The organism is Desulfosoma sp. (genome assembly GCA_037481875.1).
GTDB lineage: Bacteria > Desulfobacterota > Syntrophobacteria > Syntrophobacterales > DSM-9756 > Desulfosoma.
In genome coordinates, this window is the sequence record JBBFKY010000001.1 from 1 (window position 1) to 19,459 (window position 19,459).

General features: G+C 54.0%; 17 protein-coding genes and 1 riboswitch. Of the genes, 6 read left to right on the forward strand and 11 right to left on the reverse strand.

Annotated features, from left to right (window positions below; all coding sequences use genetic code 11):
• Positions 1-532: 532 nt before the first annotated feature.
• A complete protein-coding gene (locus WHS46_00005) occupies positions 533-700 on the reverse strand; it encodes a hypothetical protein (protein ID MEJ5347054.1) in 168 nt (55 codons plus the stop codon).
• A 252-nt stretch (positions 701-952) separates the two neighbouring features.
• Entirely contained in the window at positions 953-1,729 is a 777-nt protein-coding gene (locus tag WHS46_00010) for a helical backbone metal receptor (protein ID MEJ5347055.1), read from the reverse strand.
• Between the two features lie 332 nt (positions 1,730-2,061).
• Here WHS46_00010 and WHS46_00015 point away from each other — a divergent pair, with 332 nt between their 5' ends.
• Together WHS46_00015 and WHS46_00020 are read left to right on the forward strand one after the other, a co-directional pair.
• On the forward strand, positions 2,062-3,159 hold the full coding sequence (locus WHS46_00015) for a hypothetical protein (GenBank protein MEJ5347056.1): 1,098 nt from the start codon (positions 2,062-2,064) through the stop codon (positions 3,157-3,159).
• A gap of 31 nt (positions 3,160-3,190) precedes the next feature.
• Positions 3,191-3,613 carry a GNAT family N-acetyltransferase gene (locus WHS46_00020; GenBank protein MEJ5347057.1) on the forward strand — a complete coding sequence of 141 codons (423 nt, stop codon included), beginning with the start codon at positions 3,191-3,193 and terminating at the stop codon, positions 3,611-3,613.
• On the opposite strand, the gene WHS46_00025 is transcribed toward WHS46_00020, so the two are convergent.
• Together WHS46_00025 and WHS46_00030 are read right to left on the reverse strand one after the other, a co-directional pair.
• The gene (locus WHS46_00025; protein ID MEJ5347058.1) at positions 3,610-5,829 is read right to left on the reverse strand and encodes a response regulator; all 2,220 of its coding nucleotides are present in this window, start codon (positions 5,827-5,829) and stop codon (positions 3,610-3,612) included. The genes WHS46_00020 and WHS46_00025 overlap by 4 nt on opposite strands.
• A gap of 50 nt (positions 5,830-5,879) precedes the next feature.
• Positions 5,880-7,361, reverse strand: a complete 1,482-nt coding sequence (locus tag WHS46_00030; protein ID MEJ5347059.1) for a cyclic nucleotide-binding domain-containing protein — start codon at positions 7,359-7,361, stop codon at positions 5,880-5,882.
• Between the two features lie 401 nt (positions 7,362-7,762).
• On the opposite strand from WHS46_00030, the gene WHS46_00035 reads away from it, so the two are divergent.
• The gene (locus WHS46_00035) at positions 7,763-8,140 is read left to right on the forward strand and encodes a hypothetical protein (protein MEJ5347060.1); all 378 of its coding nucleotides are present in this window, start codon (positions 7,763-7,765) and stop codon (positions 8,138-8,140) included.
• A 186-nt stretch (positions 8,141-8,326) separates the two neighbouring features.
• Here the strand turns inward: WHS46_00035 and WHS46_00040 are convergent, their stop codons facing one another.
• The gene (locus WHS46_00040) at positions 8,327-9,667 is read right to left on the reverse strand and encodes an HDOD domain-containing protein (protein ID MEJ5347061.1); all 1,341 of its coding nucleotides are present in this window, start codon (positions 9,665-9,667) and stop codon (positions 8,327-8,329) included.
• Positions 9,668-9,807: 140 nt separating this feature from the next.
• Positions 9,808-10,134 carry a helix-hairpin-helix domain-containing protein gene (locus tag WHS46_00045; protein MEJ5347062.1) on the reverse strand — a complete coding sequence of 109 codons (327 nt, stop codon included), beginning with the start codon at positions 10,132-10,134 and terminating at the stop codon, positions 9,808-9,810.
• 248 nt (positions 10,135-10,382) lie between these two features.
• On the opposite strand from WHS46_00045, the gene WHS46_00050 reads away from it, so the two are divergent.
• From WHS46_00050 to WHS46_00060, 3 genes are all read left to right on the forward strand, one after another.
• On the forward strand, positions 10,383-11,459 hold the full coding sequence (locus WHS46_00050) for a M20/M25/M40 family metallo-hydrolase (GenBank protein MEJ5347063.1): 1,077 nt from the start codon (positions 10,383-10,385) through the stop codon (positions 11,457-11,459).
• 45 nt (positions 11,460-11,504) lie between these two features.
• The gene (locus WHS46_00055) at positions 11,505-11,903 is read left to right on the forward strand and encodes a DUF3783 domain-containing protein (GenBank protein ID MEJ5347064.1); all 399 of its coding nucleotides are present in this window, start codon (positions 11,505-11,507) and stop codon (positions 11,901-11,903) included.
• Between the two features lie 426 nt (positions 11,904-12,329).
• Positions 12,330-13,763 carry a DUF4139 domain-containing protein gene (locus tag WHS46_00060; protein ID MEJ5347065.1) on the forward strand — a complete coding sequence of 478 codons (1,434 nt, stop codon included), beginning with the start codon at positions 12,330-12,332 and terminating at the stop codon, positions 13,761-13,763.
• 73 nt (positions 13,764-13,836) lie between these two features.
• Here the strand turns inward: WHS46_00060 and WHS46_00065 are convergent, their stop codons facing one another.
• From WHS46_00065 to WHS46_00085, 5 genes are all read right to left on the reverse strand, one after another.
• Positions 13,837-14,742: a helical backbone metal receptor gene (locus WHS46_00065; GenBank protein MEJ5347066.1), complete on the reverse strand. Its 906-nt coding sequence runs from the start codon at positions 14,740-14,742 to the stop codon at positions 13,837-13,839.
• A gap of 597 nt (positions 14,743-15,339) precedes the next feature.
• Positions 15,340-16,152, reverse strand: coding sequence for an ABC transporter ATP-binding protein (locus WHS46_00070; protein MEJ5347067.1), 813 nt, complete (start codon positions 16,150-16,152; stop codon positions 15,340-15,342).
• Positions 16,149-17,204: an iron ABC transporter permease gene (locus tag WHS46_00075; protein ID MEJ5347068.1), complete on the reverse strand. Its 1,056-nt coding sequence runs from the start codon at positions 17,202-17,204 to the stop codon at positions 16,149-16,151. Before WHS46_00075 ends, WHS46_00070 begins: the two co-directional genes overlap by 4 nt.
• 98 nt (positions 17,205-17,302) lie before the next feature.
• Positions 17,303-18,019 carry a precorrin-2 C(20)-methyltransferase gene (cobI, locus tag WHS46_00080; protein MEJ5347069.1) on the reverse strand — a complete coding sequence of 239 codons (717 nt, stop codon included), beginning with the start codon at positions 18,017-18,019 and terminating at the stop codon, positions 17,303-17,305.
• Between the two features lie 295 nt (positions 18,020-18,314).
• Complete coding sequence (locus WHS46_00085) at positions 18,315-19,022, reverse strand: precorrin-8X methylmutase (GenBank protein MEJ5347070.1); 708 nt, start codon at positions 19,020-19,022, stop codon at positions 18,315-18,317.
• Positions 19,023-19,170: 148 nt separating this feature from the next.
• Positions 19,171-19,358, reverse strand: a riboswitch (cobalamin riboswitch).
• Positions 19,359-19,459: the final 101 nt, after the last annotated feature.

Sequence of the window (19,459 nt, forward strand, 5' to 3'; positions counted from 1 at the left end):
GTCATTGAGTCATTGAGTCATTGAGTCATTGAGTCATTGAGTCATTGAGTCATTGGGTCATTGAGTCATTAAGTCATTAAGTTATTGAGTCATTGGGTTATTGAGTTGATTGAGCCATTGAGGGTGCATTCCGTTCGGTGATGGGGGAGCGTAGTTTTCTGAGTCATTGAGTCATTAAGTTACTGGGTCATTGAATCATTGGGTTATTGGGTCATTGAGTGATTGAGGGTGCATTCTGGTCGGGGATGGGGAAGGGTAATTTTCTGGAGGGACGGGGGGTGAATGCGGCCACGTCACCAGTGCTTGTAGGGGCGGACCTGTGTGTCCGCCCCTGAGCGTCCGCCGGAGGGAAGGTTTTCGGGGCGGATGCGTAGGGCCGCCTCTACAGACGAATGGGCTGTATGTTGGCGTTGCCCATGGCCTCACGCCATACACAGCCACCCCTACAGATGAATGGGCTGTATCCTTGAGTATCCGCCCGGTTCAAAGGATCAATAGGCTTTATGGAGCACACACGGCGGATCCTACGGGTTCACGTCTTCGGGATTAAAAACATGGCGCCGTTGTTGATGCCAAAGGCGGCGAGGCTTTCCAATAGGTCCATGGGCACATCCGATTCCCGAAGCCGTATAGGCAGCCCGGAAAACCCATGAACACGCCCTTGAAACTCCCGAAGCCTCTCGAGGTCGGAAAAAGCCATGCCCGCACAACAGGCGGCATTGGCGAAAGTCGGCCTTCGCGCCGTGTCGGAATCGTCTTGGAAAACCTGAGGCAGAATTTGAACGATCAGGGATCAGTCGGACGGCGGTCCAGGCCTAGGCATCCCTCTAATCGGCAACCCCGTTTGGGGAAGCGAAACAAAAGTCATTCCTAAAGGACCGCCGCAAGAACAAAAGGCGACAGGTTGTGTCAAGGGGAATTTGGTCAGTCTCGGCTTTCAATGCGTGGCCTCTCATATGTTTTCCTTGTGCTTTCTGAACCAAAGGGCGACGATGTGAGCCAATTGCTCGGTCATGTCCACGATGCGGGGTCCAGCTCGACAGGTCAACGCACACGGGAACACAAACACCGAGCCTCTGCGTATCGCAGAACAGAATTGCCAAAGGGGATCGTGCTTTAGCAGAGTTTTGATGCTCGGTTCGCAAAAAAAGATGATATCGGGATTCCAAGCGACCACCTGCTCAGGTGATACCTTTTCGTAGGCTGCAGCCCCGTCTTCCAAGAAAGGTATACCCCCGGCCCGTTGAATCACATCGTATTGAAAAGCGCCAGGTCCTACCGTGATCAGAGGGTGCCATTGCATGATGCGAAGGATCTTCGGACGCAAGGTCTTTGGAAGAAGGCTTGTTTGATGATCCACAACCCGAAGGCGGGCCCGAAGATGTTCCAGCAATCGAGCGCCGTCTTTGGGCTTTTGCAGACACTTCGCCAATGCCATCATGGCCGTCAGGGAAGCTTCCACCGTGGGCGGATCGCTATGAAACACCGAAAGACCTCGATCCTGCAGCCAAAGAGCCATTTCCTTCTGATGCCCACCAAAGGTGCATACCAAATCCGGCCGGTCTCGACTCAAAGCGTAAAGATCAGGCGAAGCCCAACTGCCATAAGTGGGTAGACGGCGCACTTGTTCGGGAAAATCACAGTCTTCGGTAACCCCTGTCAGCAGGTTCAGGGCCCCGAGAAACGCAATGGTTTCTGTGGCGGTGGGGGCAAGGGAAACGACTCGCATAAGGTCCCTTCGTGCCTTTTTGCGTTCACTGCTGAATGGCCATGAAAAAAACCATCCCTTGTGGTATGGTGGCTGAGGTTTGAGGGGGGAAATCTGAGGCCGCCCTTCTTTTCAAGTGACAATGAGACGCCGAGGTATGGCAAGTTCTCGGAAAAGCGCCCTTTCTGGAACATCCCATGCCGCATGGAAATGACCCATGGGCCCTTTATCCATAGCACAAAACCTCGAAGTTTGTCGATCCACGTGTGTTCGAATGCCAGGTTCTGGAAGATCTGAAAGGTTTTCAAGGTTCCGCTTAAACTCGATAAAAGATGCGAGGTGACACGGAAGCGATGGCGCAGTGGCTGGATTTCTACGCAGGTTCAAGCATCTTGGAAATGATTCGGGACGAAGGGCTTCGATGGGAACGCATTCAGGGGATGCTCGGGGCTGCTGGAGGTCCCAAATGGCTGATTCTCTGTGGATTGGATCGCGTGCTCTGCCGCCATTGGCTTCCTCATGCCGAAACCCCTTTGGATTTTCTCGGAGCCAGCATTGGAGCCTGGCGTTTTGCCGCCTATTGCCAGAAAGATCCCGCAGCAGCCTTGGATCGATTTTTGGAAGCGTACCGAAGCCAGTCCTACAGCATGCACCCGACGCCTCAGGAGGTGACTCGAGTCCTCGGTGGCGTGCTAAGATCCTTTGTGGGTCATGAGGAGGCTCGGGACATCGCTTTCCAGAAAAAGCGTCGTCTTCACATTGTAACGATGCGTGGCCGAGGTTTATTGAACAGCCGGGCCACCTTTTCGGTGGCTCTGGGGCTTGCCGCAGCCTCGATGAGTAATGCCGTAGACCGAGCTTGGCTTCATGGATTTTTTGAACGAATCCTTTTTGCGCCTCCAGAAAGCCGTCTCTTGCGGCACTTGGACAAGAGCCTTTGGGCTTATCGTCTTGTGCCTTTGCAACCCGAGAACGTGATTCCGGCGCTTTTGGCATCCGGATCCATTCCGCTCCTTATGGAACCCGTCTTGGATATTCCAAAAGCACCTTCTGGGGTTTACTGGGACGGCGGGCTGATGGACTACCATGTCACTGTCCCATGGCTTCAAGATTCCGGCGGCATTGTGCTTTACCCACACTATATGGACCGGCTTGTTCCCGGCTGGTTTGACAAACGCTTGACGAAGCGGCGTCCCAATGCAAGGTACCTGGATCAGGTGCTTGTGGTGGTACCTTCCCGTTCTTTTGTGGCATCTCTGCCGTATGGGCGCATTCCGGACCGAAAAGATTTTTGGATTTTTGCCGGGCAGGATTCCCAGCGCCTACGTTTTTGGGATACAGTGATGACAAAATCGCGTCTCCTGGGGGAAGAGTTCATGGAGCTGGTGCTTTCGGGCAGAATTCGAGACCGTGTCCGTTCCGTGGACGCCTTGGGCAACTCGTCGTCATAAGCCTCGACTCTGCGGGCCAAGGAGCGCCTTTATGGTTCGACACGCCGAAACCCGTGATTTGGAAAGGGTGGCCGAAATCGAACGTCTCTCCTTTCCCAACCCCTGGACACCCTATTATCTGGAAAACGCCCTCAAAGATTTTTTCCTGGTCTACGACGACGGTCATCAGGTGCAAGGGTACTTGGCGGCCACATGTCGGGACGAGGACCACAAAGCCGTCATTCTCAAAGTGGCTGTGCATCCGGAAGCTCGAGGTCAAGGGATCGCCTCCAAACTCGTCCAAGGCGCGTTGGATGCCTTTCATCGGCGGGGTATCAAGAACGTGGAACTGGACGTGAAGATCATCTCTGCAGGCGCTGTGCACCTATACGAAAAATTCGGCTTTCGCGTTCAACGCATGGTCACCATCGATGTGGACGACACCAGCTTTCTGGTGATGAAAAAAGAGATTTAGGGAGAACCAGGGCTGCATACTCGAGTTCTTTGCAGGGCCTGAAGAATTCTTTCAAAACTAAAAGGCTTTTCAATAAAGTCTGCCGCCCCTTTGGCCAGCAACTCTTCGCGCTTTTCAGGATCTAGATATCCAGTGGCAACAATAACGGGAAGCTTTGGGTATCGCTTCAGAATTTCAGAAAGGCATCGAGCGCCGCCCATGCCCGGCATGTTGAGATCCAAGATGACGCTATCCGGCCTGGGCGCCATCGTGGCCAAAAGATCCAAAGCGGATTCACCGTCTGGCGCTGTGGTCACTTGCAATCCGTAACTTTCCAAAAGGTTCTGGCCGATTTCCAAAAGATGAGGCTCATCGTCCACCAATAAGACACGCAACCCTTTCAGATCTACCTGAGCTGCCACTTGCCGATCCGGGGCCGTCTCCCTTGCAGGCGCTTGAGAGACGGGAAAATAGATGTGAAACCGTGTGCCCTTCCCGGGCTCGCTCTCACACGTGATGCCTCCTCCAAAGCGCTTGATGACACTATAGACAATAGCAAGCCCCAGCCCTGTGCCCTTGTCGGGGGTTTTGGTGGTGAAGAAGGGTTCATAAATACGGTCTTGAATCTCCCGAGGAATTCCCGCCCCGGTGTCGGAGATGCTTAACCGTACCGTGGCTCCTGTACGAAACATGCCCAGTTTTTGAGCCAAAATCTCGTCGACCGTTGCCGGGGCGGTTGCAATGGTGATGGTGCCGCCGTCGGGCATGGCGTCTCGAGCGTTCATGACAAGATTCATGACCACCTGTTCCAACTGATTGGGATCGGCGGCAATTCTTCCCAGATGACTTTCAAGATGCAGATCCAATCGGTACATCTTTGGAAGAACCCGTTCCAGCATTTCACAAACACGCACCACAGCGGCATTGATGTCCACGGAAGCTACTTTTTCGTCGGTTTTTCGTCCGTAAATAAGAAGCTGCCGTGTGAGGTTGGCTCCCCGATTCACGGTCTCAAAAAGTTTGTTCAACAGAGGCCGATCGGGATGGTCGGCTTCCATGCGTCTGACAAGCATTTGTAAATAGCCGTGAATCATCTGCAAGATGTTGTTAAAGTCGTGAGCGATTCCACCGGCCAGAGTGCCGATGGCTTCCAGTTTCTGAAGTTGCACCAGTTCCTGTTCCATCTGTCTCTTGTCCGTCACATCCCGAGCGATGCACAGAAGGGCGGGACGCTGTTGCCATTCCATGGGAACCACGTTCATGTCCACCCAAACCGTGCGTCCCGACCGATGGTCGAGGCGCAAAGTTCTCAGTGGAGGCAGCGCTTGAGGGTTTCGTTCCAGAGCTTCAAAGAACTCCATAAGAGCATCTTGGTCTTCCAAGGCCACATATTCAAGCAGCAGGCTTTCTTCGATATCCGCTAAAGGTCGTCCTAAAAGGGTCTGGGTTCGAGGATTGGGGAAACGAATGCGCCCCTCTTGGCAGATGAAAATGGCATCATTAGCGTTTTCCACAAGATGCCTATATTTAGCTTCCGATTCCTCGACCGACGATTCTAACCTCTTGGAATACTGCTCCAGTTTGGCGCGTGTTTCCGCCAGTTCATGACGAAGGACGAAGTCTCGCCATCTGTGGGTGTGATCTATGTGTGCGGCGATGAGAATAATAGAGAGTGTGCCCAAGATGAAAAGGTTATGAGCGAAAAAGGTACTGTAGGCCGGACTTGGATCGAAACCCAAAGCGCCTCCTACGTAGCAGGCATAGAGAAGAACCGTGTGTATCGCCAATGTTTTGACAGGAACAGGCAGAACCACGCAGTAAGAGAGAAAGACCAAATTGAGTCCGGCATAGTAAGGGGTCCGAGTTCCCCCCGTATCCACGATCATGGAGATGATAACCAAGCCGATGGCATAGAATGCCAGGGTGGCTAAAGCGAAACTAGGAAGGCGCCAACGTTGCTGCCGATTGAAAAGGTAAAGAACCCAGCAACTAATGCCCGCTCCAAGCCGGTAGACAATGAATTTTTCAAACAGGGATGGAAAGAGCAAAGCATCCAGAACGCCGAAAAGAGGCACAAGCGTGCCGCCCATGATCAAAATGACGTTGACGCGAACGCGCAAAAGCGCTCGCATCTCCTCTTCAAAACCCTTCTTTAACATTTCCCGGTTGACCGGCGTGGGCAATGGAGGTGGCTTTTCCAAAGCCCATGGGGCGCCGAAAGACTTTTCATTTGCCATGGTCTCTTACGTCTCTTCCGATCCACCGCCCTGAAACGGCAGCCGTTTTTTCAGCAAGCCTCGGCTGCAGGTTCACGATACGCGACGGCAAAAAGATTGATCCCTTCCGGTTCCGAAAGGCAGCGCACACGATGCCTAAAAGACGTTTCGGCAAATATGTCCCGTAGATCCTTTTCTGTTCTGTATATCAGCTTCCAATTCAAAATATGGTCCATGACAGCTCTATTCGGGTTGGATGGAGAAAAGTTGCCGACAATGAGGCATCCTCCGGGTTTTAACTGTTCGTAGCATCGACGGATCAAAGTGTTAAAGAGCCGTCGGTCCAAATAATCGGTTAAGCCGGCTGAATAGATAATGTCCTGTGGAGGCAGCTCCTGACGGGTTCGGCCCAGAGCCCAACGCACGGCGTTTTCATTCAGATAACGGATTTTGGCTCCATGAGGAAAGGTGTTCACTTTGGTATTGACGTAATGTAGGGCTTCCACATCGGCGTCCATCAAGGTGGCTTCCACAGGATCCTGTAGGGGATATTCTTTGAGAAAATCAAAAAATTCTCGACTGGGCCCGCAGGCAAGATTGAGAATGCGAACGGGTTCATTGGAACCACACTTTCTAACCACATGCCGCTTTAATTCTTGGGCAAGCAATGACCGACGTCCCCGTACCGCTCGAGAAGCCGGCGTGTTTAGACACCACGTATCCACAAGGAGCCCCAGCTTTCCGTCTCCTGCAGGTTCATTCTTGTAAATCATTTCCATCATAAGAAAGTCGCCGGCATACCCTTTCGGTTTGTAATAGGCCCGTTCCGCAAAACGGCTTCTCATGAAGTAGGGAAAAATTTCCCTGAACACATAACCCCAAACATAATCTTGAAATTCACTTTCAGCGATGAGCGGTTCCAAATCCTGAAGGTTTTGGTTCAGCTGGTCGAGGATGGCCGTGCATCGTTCCTGGAGTTCTCGCACGTGTTGAGGGTTGCCGTTCTTTTGCACGGCATAGCTCAGATCAAAGAAATCTGCCTTGGTTTTTTCCACCAGTTCATGAACGATGGCTCCTTGGCGTGTGCGAATGAAGTCGTCGGGAACCGGGCGGGCTTCATAAAACTGTCTGCGTCCTGTGGATAGGGAGTCGGCATAGGCCGTCAGGGGTTCTCGTTCATCCAGAACACGGCGAAACTTGGCACAGACCGATCGCGCCACATCCGTGATAAAGAGGCTGTAGCGGTGCGGATCTTTAAAGCGTAAAGCCTCCATGGATTCCCAATCGACAAGGCGAAGGACGGTTCGTTCGGCGGCACGCACATCCCGCACTCTCGAAACACCGTCGAAAAAGCCCGTTTCACCGAAAAATTCCCCGGGGCCGAGATAAGCAACAGCAATGGTCGTTCCGTTCTGGCCAAAGGCTACCTCCACGGCGCCCCGTTCCACATAATAAAGACACCGTTGCTGAGTGCCTTGAAAAAGGATCTTGTCGCCCTTGTCGAAAATGATCCTCTGCCCGATGGATTCCAAGACTTCCTGCCCGGCTTTCATGGCAAGAAAACTCCCTCCTTCAGCTTCAGCGGGTCCCTCCATCGCTTTTCATGCCTTACAAGAAAATCGGCATTGATCGACAATGCCTTAAAGATTTTCAGGTGGCCGCCTGATTCAAAACAATCCACTGGAACCCATGATCTTTGAATTTCTGGATATTTTTGAACCAGTTTTTCCGGCGCGACAGAAAGAGACTGAGAAAAGATCAAGGGCCCGCTTCTCGAAAATCTAGGGTAACTTATTGCCTTTTCAAGAAAAAACGTTCACGTGCCTTTAATATTGGATGGCTGAAAGGTTTGGCACGGTCGTTGCCTTGGATTCAGGCCGAAAGGGGAAAGGTTCCCGGGAACATGGATCATTTCGTAGGATAAAACAAAAGAGAGCAGAAAAGGAGTTTTCACATGAAGGCAATGCGATGGGTGATGGTTCTTGGATTGGTTTTGGTGGCGGCGGCTCCTGTATGGGCTCGAGGCCCTCATAGAGGAGGTGGCATGGGGCCTTGTTGGGCTCAGACCACCCCTGAAGGCCAGGCCTTCGCTCAGGATGTGGCACCCCTGCGTCAGGAGCTCTATCAGAAACAGTTGCGGTATCAGCAGATGCTCAATAATCCCAACACGGATCCTGCAGCGCTAGGGGAATTGGCTCGAGAAATGCACCAGATTCGTCAGCAAATCTGGCAAAAGGCTCAGGATGCCGGAATTCCCTGCGGCTACGGTCCTTATGGGCGCGGCATGGGCTGGGGCATGGGACCCGGTACCGGATACGGTCAAACGCAGTAAGGGTTTTGGAAAGGGGCTCCGTTCCATCCAGGCGATTCCAGCGTTGAAGCTTCATGGTTCCAGGCTTCGAAGGGGCGAGGCGGCTTCTCGCCCCTCCATGAAAAAGGCATAAAGTGTTATGGTACCGCTGGTTTTGGGGCGGACAAAGGGACGACGTTTTTGTCGTCCCCTGCTTTCACAGCTTGTTTAAAAGCCGGAAGCTTGTTGGCGCATGAGGTCAAGGGGCATTCCGGCGATCATTTTTTCCAATCCTTCCGGACTCATGCCACAACGTTGCAGCGCAGGAATCACGGGTCGTGGATCCAGCCGTTCCAATTGACTTCCCGCGAGAAACCGGTTTGTGATGAAATCGGCCACGGTGATGAGGGCCACCTCTTCAGGAGTGGCCGAAACGCCCTCCGCCTTCGAGCTATGGTGTCCGGCAATCACATCGGCCACGTCCATGGGTATGTTCCAGTGTTGGACCAAAAGAGCTCCCACTTCCGTGTGATCCATGCCGAAAAATTCTTTTTCGATCTCTTTCAATGGGCGGTCGCCATGCTGGGCTTGTCGGTAGAACAGAGGGGCGTTCTCGGCTACCAATTGATCCAGGACGATCTTTCCGATGTCATGCAGCAACCCGTAAGTGTAGGCTCGCCCTTGGGGAAGCCCGAGCCGCTTGGCCATGAATTCGGCTCCCAGCGCCGTTGTAACGGCATGCTGAAAAAGACCGCCTTTGCATAAAGAATAGCCGCCGGTTCTGGAAGGGAAAACTGCGGACAAAAAGACGGAAAGTGCCATTTGCAGGATACGCCTTTCGCCGAGAAAAACCAGCGCCCTGTCCAAGGAATCGATTTTTTCGGGAGCTCCATAGACGGGAGAGTTGCACAGGGCCAGCACCTTGGCCGCCAGCACCTGGTCCAAGCGAATTTCGCGGCTGATTTCTCCCATGTGGTAAGTTTCGGAACGCAAAAGGGAGAGAATCTTAAAGGCGGTTTGGGGAATGGGTTTGACGTCTTTGATGGCTCTTTCTAAAGCTTCCTTGTCCGGCTTGGAAATCTTTTCGGAACGTGCGGGCCGAAAAAAATGGCTACCCACGGGGACGATTTCCGGAGTCCAATCGCGGCAGTGCAGACGTAAGCAACAGGTAAAGGTCCCTCCTGTTTCACTGAGGATCACGGGAATTCGGGCCGCTCTCAAAAAAAGTTCCACGCGTTCCAGGGTACGCGCTCCCAATTGCAAGTCCAGCTGAACTTCATCACTGGGACCGACGATAGCCCCACCGGCCACAGCCGCCCGCATGCGAAAAGGTTTGGCTCCTTTTTTCCCCAAGGCATCAAGGAACAAGGGAAGTCCTGTGGAAGCGTAACGCAAAGGTTCCGGAGGATCGAGGCTGGCGGTGAGAGGTTCGGCTAGGAGGGCGTGGAACAGGCCGCCCACTCCGGCTTCCTGATCCCACAGGGCCACCCCCACACAAGTGCCGAGATAAGCTTCAAGAACTTCATGGCCTTGACGGCAGATGGCCATATCGCCCGATGGTACAATCACATGCGCCTCCTTCAAGCCATTTGTGTCATTGTGCCCTCCCTATTTAAACACCACGCCGTCCTCGGGCAACACTCCAAAACAAAATTTTCTGGGTTGTCGGCAGGAGAAAAAAGAAAAACATCCTCGGGCGGACCTGTCGGTTACTTTGTGGTGATCAGGTCCTTGATGGCTTCATATTTCTTTTCGCCGATCCCCTGAACATTCTTGATGTCTTCTGGATTCTTAAAGGGGCCGTGGGCTTGACGATACTGAACGATGCGCTCGGCGATGGCGGGTCCGATTCCGGGAAGCGCTTCAAGCTGTTTGGCATCGGCGGTGTTGATATTGATGAGATTGGACGATTTTCCTGGGGTTGAAGTTTGTTGTTGACTTAAGGCGGGTCCAGCACACAAGGCGATGCAGGCGGCTAAAAGAAGGAGACACCATGCCGCCTTGTTTCGTGGCGTCGACGGGCTGATGGCTTTCATGGATCACTCCTTTTGCCATGCCGACGAAGTCCGCCCAAGGATGTCCACTTGAATTTTTTCTTTCATATATCCGGTCTTCCAAGTTTTCGTCGATAGAAAAATGAACCCAGTGCGAGTGGGCGCAAAAAAAGGAAACGAAAGGGGTGTGCCCTCCTTCATGAACGGATTGAGGACTTGCCGCTTGATGCCCGCTTCAGGCCGTGGCAGACTACGCCCACATGCTATCTCAAGCAAAGAAAGGGTCATGCATGCAAGAGCTGCTCGATTTGACCAAGACACTCATCACCTTTCGTACCATGCATTCGCGACCGGATGAAATTGGTCGCTGCGCCGACTTCATTGAATCCTTTCTACGAAATATTCCTGTGACCGTGCAACGCATGGATCAGGAAGGTGTTCCATCCCTTTGGGTTGGACCTTCAAGAAGGCGGGTTCCGGTGCTTTTCATGAGCCACTTGGACGTGGTGGATGCTCCGGAATCCTTGTTCGAACCTGTGGAACGTGACGGGCGCCTTTACGGACGCGGAAGCATCGATGACAAGTATGCAGTGGCCCTGTCTATGATCCTTCTCAAGCAACACATGAAAGAACTTGCAGCGAGAGGTCAAGGTCAGGAAGAGCTTCCGTTCGGTATTCTCATCACAGGGGATGAGGAAATAGGGGGGTATCACGGAGCCCTTGCGGTTCTTCCGCATATTGCCGCCGATTTCGCCATCGCTTTGGACGGCGGCAGTTTGCGAGAAATCATCGTTAAGGAAAAGGGTATTCTGCGCCTTCGTTTGACGGCTCGAGGCAAGAGCGCTCATGGAGCTCGTCCGTGGCTGGGGCGAAACGCCATTGAAATCCTCATGGAGGATCTCATGGCCGTTAAAGGTTTGTTTGCCATGGAAACAGAAGATCATTGGCATCCCACGCTCAATATCGGCCTCATTCGCGGCGGGCGTTCCGTCAACCAGGTTCCTGACACCGCGGAAGCGCACTTGGATATTCGATACACGGAAAACGATGATCCTGGGGCTCTTGCTGAAGCCGTGCGACGCACCGTTCGTTCCCATGTGGAAGTGTTGGAACAGGAACCTCTCTTCATCGGAGAAACCGCAGGACCTGTTCAGACACTTTTGCGCCTTGTTCCGGACGCTCGATTGGGTCAAGCCCACGGGGCTTCCGATGCCCGTTTTCTTTCCCAATTCGGTATTCCCGGAATTGTCTGGGGAGCTGATGGAGAAGAAAGCCAGCATGCGGAAGATGAACATGTGGTCATTGAGAGTCTTTTTCGCCTCTATGAAGTGTTGGACCAGTTCGTGCGCCTCGTAGGAAGAGGCTGATCATGCCAAAGCCGCTTCGGCCGCGACGAGAAAGAAGGATCGTCTATGGATCAGAGACCTCGACTGCTTGTCTGGAATTTCACGCCGGAAGAAAAAGAAAAACTGGACCGCATGCTGGAACTGGTCAAGGCTCCTCCGGCCTTCACCATTGCTCCACATCAAGGCCATCTGCTGGTTCGGGACATTCTTCACACAGATCAGGTGGGGAGCGAACCCTTTGAATGTCACGAAAAGATTGTGCTTTTTTATAACATTCCGCAAAAGGGAATTTTTTTTCTGATCCAAAAATTCAAGGACGCCAATCTTCCCAAGCCTATTTTTGCCGTGGTGACGGAACATTCCATTGATTGGCCCTTCAGCCGACTGGCAGCCCATCTCATCGAAGAACGGCGACAGGCTCGAGAACGCCTATCTCGAGAAACCACGGACGAAACCTCTTCATGAATCTCGAAACCGCAGCCTCCATGGGCCGTTGCCTTTCGGCGAACTCGACAATGGGGTTTGGGGTTTCAGCCACACCCCGGCCCCAGCCGTCAAGCGGTTCGGGCCGACCAATGTGTCGATCCCCACGAACAAATCATCCGGGCCAACAATTGGTTGTGCCACCCCAAGGAATCTGTAGGGGCCGACCTGGATGTCGGTCCTCATGGCCAAACCCTCAAGGACCACTGGTGGTAGGGCCATGCCAAACTACCCTTAAGAGCAGACCTGTGTCTCGGCCCCTCAAGGCCTACGGCCATGGTTCGGCTCCATCGCTTTTGTCACGCCATCCCTAGGTTTTCGAGCGGACCCATGGGTCCGCCTTTAAAGAAGCTGAAACTTATGGTGGAAAAACTTCAAAAAGGAAGTGACTCACGTAAGGAGGAGACAATGAACGTTCGTCGTCCATGGCTTCTTTGTGCCGGTTTGATCCTGTGGTCCCTGATCGGACCCGGCCCAAGCCTCGCCGTGGTCCAAGAAAGATCCGTAACCATCAGCCAGAACGGCCTCGCGCTGTTCCGGGAAGTGGACACGGTGGCTGTTCCTCCCGGACGGCACACGGTGGTGCTGGAAGGCTTTCCTCAGACCATGGATCCTCAGACCCTGTGGGTTCGGCCTTTAAACGAAGCGGAAACCTTTGTCTCGTACACGTTGGCGAGCCATTTTCGACCCGTGACGGAAAACCAATTGCTCAAGAGCTATGTCGGAAAACCACTGGATCTGGTCATGACCAATCCTAAAGGAAGCCTGGACGCTCGCATGGTGCGCCGGGTTCAATTGGTTTCCGAGGGGGGGGAAGGAGGATCTCCGGTATTTCTCACGGAAGAAGGCGTCTATGCGGGGGAGTACCATGGCATCTTTTTCCCGTCCCTTCCCGAGGAACTGAGTGTGACGCCCAAAGCTTTTTGGGATGTGGAAAACAAAGGGAAAGCTCCGGTGGAAGTGCAGGCCGAACGCCTGTATGAAGCCGGTGGCCTGCAATGGAAGGCTCTCTACACACTCACCATGAACGAAGAAGCTTCTCGTGCCACCCTGGAAGGTCGTATTTTTTTGCATAACACCACCGACATGGATTTTCCCGGCGTAAAAGTGCTCCTTTTAGCCGGAGATCTGCGTAAAGTGCCCAAGCGGAGTCGCCTACCCATGGCGCCCATGGGCGACATGGTTGGAGCGGCCAAGGCGGAGGCAGTGGAAGAAGCGGCTGTTTTTGAGTATCACTTGTACAGGCTTGCCGAACCTTTGAACCTGAAGAGCGGAGACCCCGTGCAGGTGCCTTGGGTCAAAGCCTCGGCGGTTCCTGTGGAACGACGTCTGGTGAGCACGGGGAACGGATCGAGCGCCGAATGGGGTTCGGAACGCAAGGAAAGTCGAAAGCAGCCGGTTCGAGTCCTCATCGACCTACAGAACGAGGAGGCATCCGGGCTCGGAATGCCTCTTCCGGCAGGCGTCGTGACTGCCCGTATGATCACGCCTGTAGGGGAGGCCATTCCCCTGGGTGAAGATGCCATCGAACATACCCCCGTGCATGGGACGCTTCGTCTGGAATTCGGCCGCTCCTTTGACGTCCAGGTGGAACGCGTCCTCGAGGACGCCAAAAAGATCGGCCAAAACGTGCAGCGCCTCCGTTGGACCTTGATTGTCAAGAACGCCAAAGCGCAACAGGAACGCGTGTTCTTGGAGGAGAGACTCTCGGGGGATTGGAAAATCGTCCAGTCGAGTCAGCCGCATGAAAAGGTTCATGCAGGGCTGGTGCGTTTTCCCGTGGATGTGCCCGCTCAAGGTCAGGTGCAGGTCACTTACGAGGTGGAAATCACGACACGTTGAGGGGCGAGTGGCGCCGGCATACGAAGCCCCTGGGTCTCATGGAATCGTAGGCTTTGAGATCAGAGGGCGAGCTTCAAGGAAACAAAGAGGGATACAGCCGACGAGCCAGATCTTCAGCGGCCTTGACGGCTCGTGGCCCGGGACGGGAATACAGCGCTTCATCCACCACCAGGACATGGTTCCGTTGGACGGCGCGTAATCGATCGAAATGGGCACGGTCTTTGGGATGACTGGGATTCGGGTTCATGGGACCTTTCTGGACAATGTACACATCCGGGTCTAATGCCAGAAGGTTTTCCACGGACATCGGCACGATGGCCTCCGACTGGGACACCGCATTGACGGCGCCGACGGTTTCCATGATCGCTTGAGGCATACCCCCTTGGCCCGCTACGGCCAGAGGATTGGAACGGATTTCAAACACGACGCGTGGCCGATGAGGAGCCGCACGACAGGTGGACCGAACAGCTTCAAGCCGTTGGCGCAGGGCTTCGATAGCGGTTCGAGCTTGCTCGGTTCGGCCGACCAATAGGCCGAGCCGCTCCATGACGGCAAAGACCCCCTCAAAAGTCTTCGGTGCAAAAACCACTATGGGAATGCCCGCTTCTTCCAAGCGGGCCAGTTCGGGAGAGGCAGCACGACGGCTGGCGCTTTGGACCACGAGGTCCGGTTGCAGACCCAGGATCATCTCCACATTGGGACGCATGTGGGTTCCTATGGAAGGGAGCTTGGAAATTTCCGAAGGGTAAGAGTCCGCCTGCGTGCGAGCCGCAAGAGTGTCTTCGGCCCCAATGGCGTAAAGCATTTCCGCGAAGGCTCCATAGAGAGGAATGACGCGGCGTGCCGGAGCCTCGAGACGCACGGTTCGCCCCGTATCGTCTATGATCTGCACGGCTGCCTCACCCAAAGATACTAACAGCCAGCACAGGATTCCCATGAGAAAGCACAAGAGTTTTCGTTTTCCTGTCGGCAAAGCCATGAAGCTCCCCTTTTTGAAGCTTTGATGGAAAAACGTGCAAACCCACCGCCTTTTCGCCATGGATCTGGTATGCGGCCTTGTCTTTTAGGGGCGGACACATCGGTTCGCCCCTACAGGTCAACCACGAGTTGCCGTTCTGCCGGCGGACATCAACATCGGTGGCCCTACGGGAAGGGCCCGCGTCGTTGTGATCGGGTCCGCTTGGGCGATGGAGGCATGTTGAGGCGGACACATCGGTTCGTCCCTACAGGTCAACCACGAGTTGCCGTTCTGCCGGCGGACATCAACATGGGTGGCCCTACGGGAAGGGTCCGCGTCGTTGTGATCGGGTCCGCATGGGCGATGAGGGCATGTTGAGGCGGACACATCGGTCCGCCCCTCGAGCTGCCGCACGACAATTTGCTGAACGAGTGCACACGCTGGCACAGCCCGTTTACGTACATGCACATTTTTCTCATAGAGGCGGCTGTAACAACCCTGCGAGAAGGGTGTGTCATGTTTAGTAGGATGAACCTGTTTGCCCCCACCAAAAACAACCCTTGGCAGCCACCGGTCAGGGAGTCACAGTGATCTGGGGGCGGACACATCGGTCCGCCCCTACAGGTCACCCCCGGCTCCGTTTTCCCGCGTCATCTTGCCCCTCGAGAAAAAAACCTGGCGGACATTGTTCCAACCCGGTACAGGGTAGACCATAGCCGAAGTTTCGTAAACTTCTTCCAGAATCCTTGGCTGCAACACCTCTTCGGTCGATCCGTCGGCTAGAATGCGACCGTGTTTTAAAAACACGAGCCGTCGGCAAAAAACGGCCGCGGTGTTGATGTCATGGAGCACAAAGACGATGGTGCGTTTTTCCTTTTCCTGCAAGGTCTTGAGCAGATCAAAAATCTGAAGCTTGCGATGCACGTCCATGGCCGAGACGGCTTCATCCAAGAGCAGAACCGGAGTGTTCTGAGCCAAAGCTTTGGCCACGAAAACCCTTTGGCGTTCCCCGCCGCTGAGCATGGTTATGGGCCTTTGAGCCAGATGAACAGTGTCGGTCCATTCCATGGCTTGTTCTATGATTTTTCTGTCTTCCGGTGTTTCTCGGGAACCTCTTTTCTGATAAGGGTATCGGCCCATGGCCACCACATCTCGGCACGAGAAAGGATAAGGCACATGAATATCTTGGGGAACCACAGCCATAAGGCGGGCTCTTTCCCGAGGGGTCAGACTCTTCAAAGGGCGCCCGTTCCATCGAACACTTCCAAAAGCAATGGGTAACACCCCGGAAAGAGCTAGGATGAATGTGGTTTTTCCAGATCCGTTGGGGCCCAAAACGCCTACGAAATCTCCTGCGTCAATAACGAGATTGACGTCCTGCAAGACCTTACGATCCGGATATCCGCAGTGGAGCTGTTCGACCTGAATCACAACATCACGGACCTTTTTCTATGGATGAGCAAATAGGCGAAAAACGGGGCTCCGAGAATAGCCGTCACGACGCCCAAAGGGATTTCTCGACCGTCGGAAAGGATGGTTCGGGCCAGAGTATCGGACACAAGAGTTAAAAGAGCCCCGAGAATCATGGACGCGGGCAGGAGTTGCCGGTGCCTGGGGCCGAGGCATAAACGCGCCACATGGGGTACCACCAATCCGATGAAGCCCACAACACCGCTTACGGCCACAGCCGCCGCCGCCATCAAGGAAGCGGCACCCAGAAGACGTCGTCGTACGGAATCCGTAGCCACGCCGCTTTGCAGGGCGGCCGTGTCTCCAAGAGCTAGTAGATCCAATTCTCGAGCATACAGGAAAATAATCCAGGATCCGACCAACATGTAAGGAAGCACGGCCAGCACATGACGCCAACTGCGCCCCGAAAGGCTTCCCATGATCCAGAAGACAATGGCCGAAAGGGATTCTTCGTGAAGGCTCTTCAGCAGACTGATCCAGGCTGAAAGAAACGTGGAAACGATGATGCCGGCCAGAACCAATGTGGTGGAATCTATTTTGCCCTGAAGACGCCCTAAGATGAGAACAAGGCTTAGGGCTCCGACCGCTCCCAGAAAAGCCATCATGGGCAAGGCACTCATGCCCCCAAGTTTCCATGATGCCCACCCGAAAAGGATGGTCAAAGAAGCCCCAAAGGCCGCTCCAGTCGACACGCCCAAAGTAAAAGGATCCGCTAAAGGGTTCAGCAGAAGACCCTGATAAACAGTTCCGGAAACGGCCAGAGAAGCTCCCACGAGAAGAGCCAAAGCCACCCGTGCCAGGCGAAGCTGAAAAACGATGTAGTGGGCCGTGACCGCGTCTTTTTCTGAAAGCATGGAAGGGGAATCATGGAAAACCGAAGCTAGGACACGCCATAAAGTGTCGGGTTCAATGGTGTAGGGTCCCAGGGTGATACCATAAAAAGAAAGTGTCGGAACAAGAAGAATCGTTGCCGTCCAAAACAGCCGAATTTGCCACACTTTTTCTGAAGTCATGTCAGGCGAAACCATGGCCTTGGAAGATGTTTCGCACTCCGAGGAGGATCCTCTTGCACAAGAAGCCTCTGCCACACCCACAGGTTTTCCTCGATCCTTTAGGGGGAATTCCCGCCTTTTTTGAGAATGAGAAGAGAAAGGTAATGGGGTTTAAGGTCCTGAAGGGCGTCGAAGTCTTTTTCCACCACCTGACCCTCCAGACCGCAACGACTGACAAAGCAGACGGCGTCTTGAAGGCCTAAAAGCCGTATCTGTTCCAAAATTTGAGGAAACTGCTTGTAGGCTTTCATGAGAACCACATTGTCTGAAAAGGGAAGCACTTCCGAAAGACGACGGCCGCCTTTGGCCCCGGAAATTATCGTCAAGGTTTCTTCCGCTTCCGCCAAGGCCACGCCGGCGCATGCCGCAGCCGCCTGATAGGATGTGATACCCGGAACGATTTCTACAGGCACTGAAGGCAGCCGATTCCGAATCTTGCGCCATAAATAAATGAAAGTGCTGAAAGTCATGGGGTCGCCCAAGGTTAAAAAGGCCACATCCACCCCGCTTTCGAGGCGTGCCGCCACAGTGTCGCAATTGGCGCTCCACGCTTTTTCCAGATGGTCCTTGTCGAAAGTCATGGGAAAATCCAGGAAATGCACCGGCACACCTTCTCGAAGATGATCCCGAACGATTTCCAAAGCCAGGCTGTAATCGTTGGACGATGATGAAGCGGCAAAGACGTGGCCCACACGCCCCAAGATTTTAACGGCTTTCAGGGTCAAAAGATCCGGATCTCCGGGGCCGACACCGACACCGTAAAGCGTTCCCAGCATGGGCGTGATCCTTTCCCGTCAATGAAAATGAAGCTTGAAGCAGCTTAGGCGCTTGTCCAAAAAGCCCCCCACGAGGGCATGAGTGTACCATCCGCCTCATGAGCAGGCCGAACCCCGCGATGCCAGGGGTCGGGCCCGGTTTCAGGTTTGTAAGACAAGGTGTTGCCTCGCCGCCCTCGACGGCGACTTCCACAGCGCAAGATCTTTCAGGTTTCAGCCCTAGAGGGGCGAGGCGCCGCGTCGCCTTTTAGGTTGCAATGGCGTTCGATGCATGCCGCACCGAAGAACGCCGTCCTCATGATCGGGACGCTTCCTTTTGTGGCCCGTCATGTTTAGGCGTTTCGGCTCGAGCCAATTCCAAGAGGGCATGCACAATGGCTACGGCGACGGGACTTCCCCCTTTCCGGCCGAGCACCGTGATGAAAGGCACCTTCACACAGCGCCACAGAGCCTCTTTAGAAGTCTCTGCTTGAACAAATCCAACCGGAACACCTATGACCAAAGCCGGTCGAATCTGCTCACTTTCGATAAGCTGAAGCGTTTCCAGGAGTGCCGTCGGTGCATTCCCGACGGCCACGATCGCTCCGTTGAGTCTTGAAGCTAAATAACGAAAAGCGGCCGCGGACCGAGTAATCCCCAAGGATTCCGCCAGTTCAGGCACGCCCGCCTCCGATGAGGGGACCACCACGGTGTTGCCGAACCATTGAAGCCTTGAGGAAGAAAGACCTACCTGGATCATGCGTGTGTCCGCATAAATGGTGGCGCCTCGGCGTAATGCCTCGCAACCGGCTGTGACGGCCTGAGGATGAAATTGGATAAGCCGGGCGAATTCAAAATCGCCCGTGGTATGAATCACGCGCCGCACAATGGACCAGTGATCCGGTGGAAAGCTGTGCGGCCCCATTTCAGCGTCGATGATTCGAAAGCTTTCTTCTTCGATGTTTTTTCCCGCCGAAACCAGCGGTGTCGCCAAACTTTCGGGGTTGAAAGGTTGTGAAGTCATGAGGCCCATGTCCCTTCAAGAAACAAAAAATCCTTGAAACGTTTCCGTTTCAAGGATGTCACCCTGTTTTTTCTTCATCCCGTGGGACACAAAAAGACTTTTTCCTCGAAGTCTTTTTGCGGGGAAGATCCCTTTGCCATCGGCATCTCTTCCACCAAAGGCTTCAGGCAGGTCTTCTGGCTCACGGATCATCCTCCGGCCGCCCTTCCCATTCCATACCCATGGAACAGTGGGTGCATCGGCCTTTGTCCCCGTTCACAGCGGCGGGACCGCGACGGAATGGCACCGTCTTCCCTTTTAAACCCGAATGCGGGTACCTGATGCCTCTCGTTTGTCAGAGAACCTCACACGGCTCTTGTAGTCCAAAGCTTTTGAGGCGTCAACCACGGAACAGCCTCGAGGGAACCCACATGCGTCTTTGTTTCGATGTTGGTATA

What these genes read in the sequence shown, in the direction of transcription:
- WHS46_00015 (MEJ5347056.1), top strand. Translation starts at nt 2,062, where the DNA reads ATGGCGCAGTGGCTGGATTTCTACGCAGGTTCAAGCATCTTGGAAATG.
- WHS46_00085 (MEJ5347070.1), bottom strand. Translation starts at nt 19,022, where the DNA reads ATGACTTCACAACCTTTCAACCCCGAAAGTTTGGCGACACCGCTGGTT.
- WHS46_00075 (MEJ5347068.1), bottom strand. Translation starts at nt 17,204, where the DNA reads ATGACTTCAGAAAAAGTGTGGCAAATTCGGCTGTTTTGGACGGCAACG.
- WHS46_00050 (MEJ5347063.1), top strand. Translation starts at nt 10,383, where the DNA reads ATGCAAGAGCTGCTCGATTTGACCAAGACACTCATCACCTTTCGTACC.
- WHS46_00010 (MEJ5347055.1), bottom strand. Translation starts at nt 1,729, where the DNA reads ATGCGAGTCGTTTCCCTTGCCCCCACCGCCACAGAAACCATTGCGTTT.
- WHS46_00060 (MEJ5347065.1), top strand. Translation starts at nt 12,330, where the DNA reads ATGAACGTTCGTCGTCCATGGCTTCTTTGTGCCGGTTTGATCCTGTGG.
- WHS46_00005 (MEJ5347054.1), bottom strand. Translation starts at nt 700, where the DNA reads ATGGCTTTTTCCGACCTCGAGAGGCTTCGGGAGTTTCAAGGGCGTGTT.
- WHS46_00035 (MEJ5347060.1), top strand. Translation starts at nt 7,763, where the DNA reads ATGAAGGCAATGCGATGGGTGATGGTTCTTGGATTGGTTTTGGTGGCG.
- WHS46_00055 (MEJ5347064.1), top strand. Translation starts at nt 11,505, where the DNA reads ATGGATCAGAGACCTCGACTGCTTGTCTGGAATTTCACGCCGGAAGAA.
- WHS46_00020 (MEJ5347057.1), top strand. Translation starts at nt 3,191, where the DNA reads ATGGTTCGACACGCCGAAACCCGTGATTTGGAAAGGGTGGCCGAAATC.
- WHS46_00025 (MEJ5347058.1), bottom strand. Translation starts at nt 5,829, where the DNA reads ATGGCAAATGAAAAGTCTTTCGGCGCCCCATGGGCTTTGGAAAAGCCA.
- WHS46_00045 (MEJ5347062.1), bottom strand. Translation starts at nt 10,134, where the DNA reads ATGAAAGCCATCAGCCCGTCGACGCCACGAAACAAGGCGGCATGGTGT.
- cobI (MEJ5347069.1), bottom strand. Translation starts at nt 18,019, where the DNA reads ATGCTGGGAACGCTTTACGGTGTCGGTGTCGGCCCCGGAGATCCGGAT.
- WHS46_00065 (MEJ5347066.1), bottom strand. Translation starts at nt 14,742, where the DNA reads ATGGCTTTGCCGACAGGAAAACGAAAACTCTTGTGCTTTCTCATGGGA.
- WHS46_00030 (MEJ5347059.1), bottom strand. Translation starts at nt 7,361, where the DNA reads ATGAAAGCCGGGCAGGAAGTCTTGGAATCCATCGGGCAGAGGATCATT.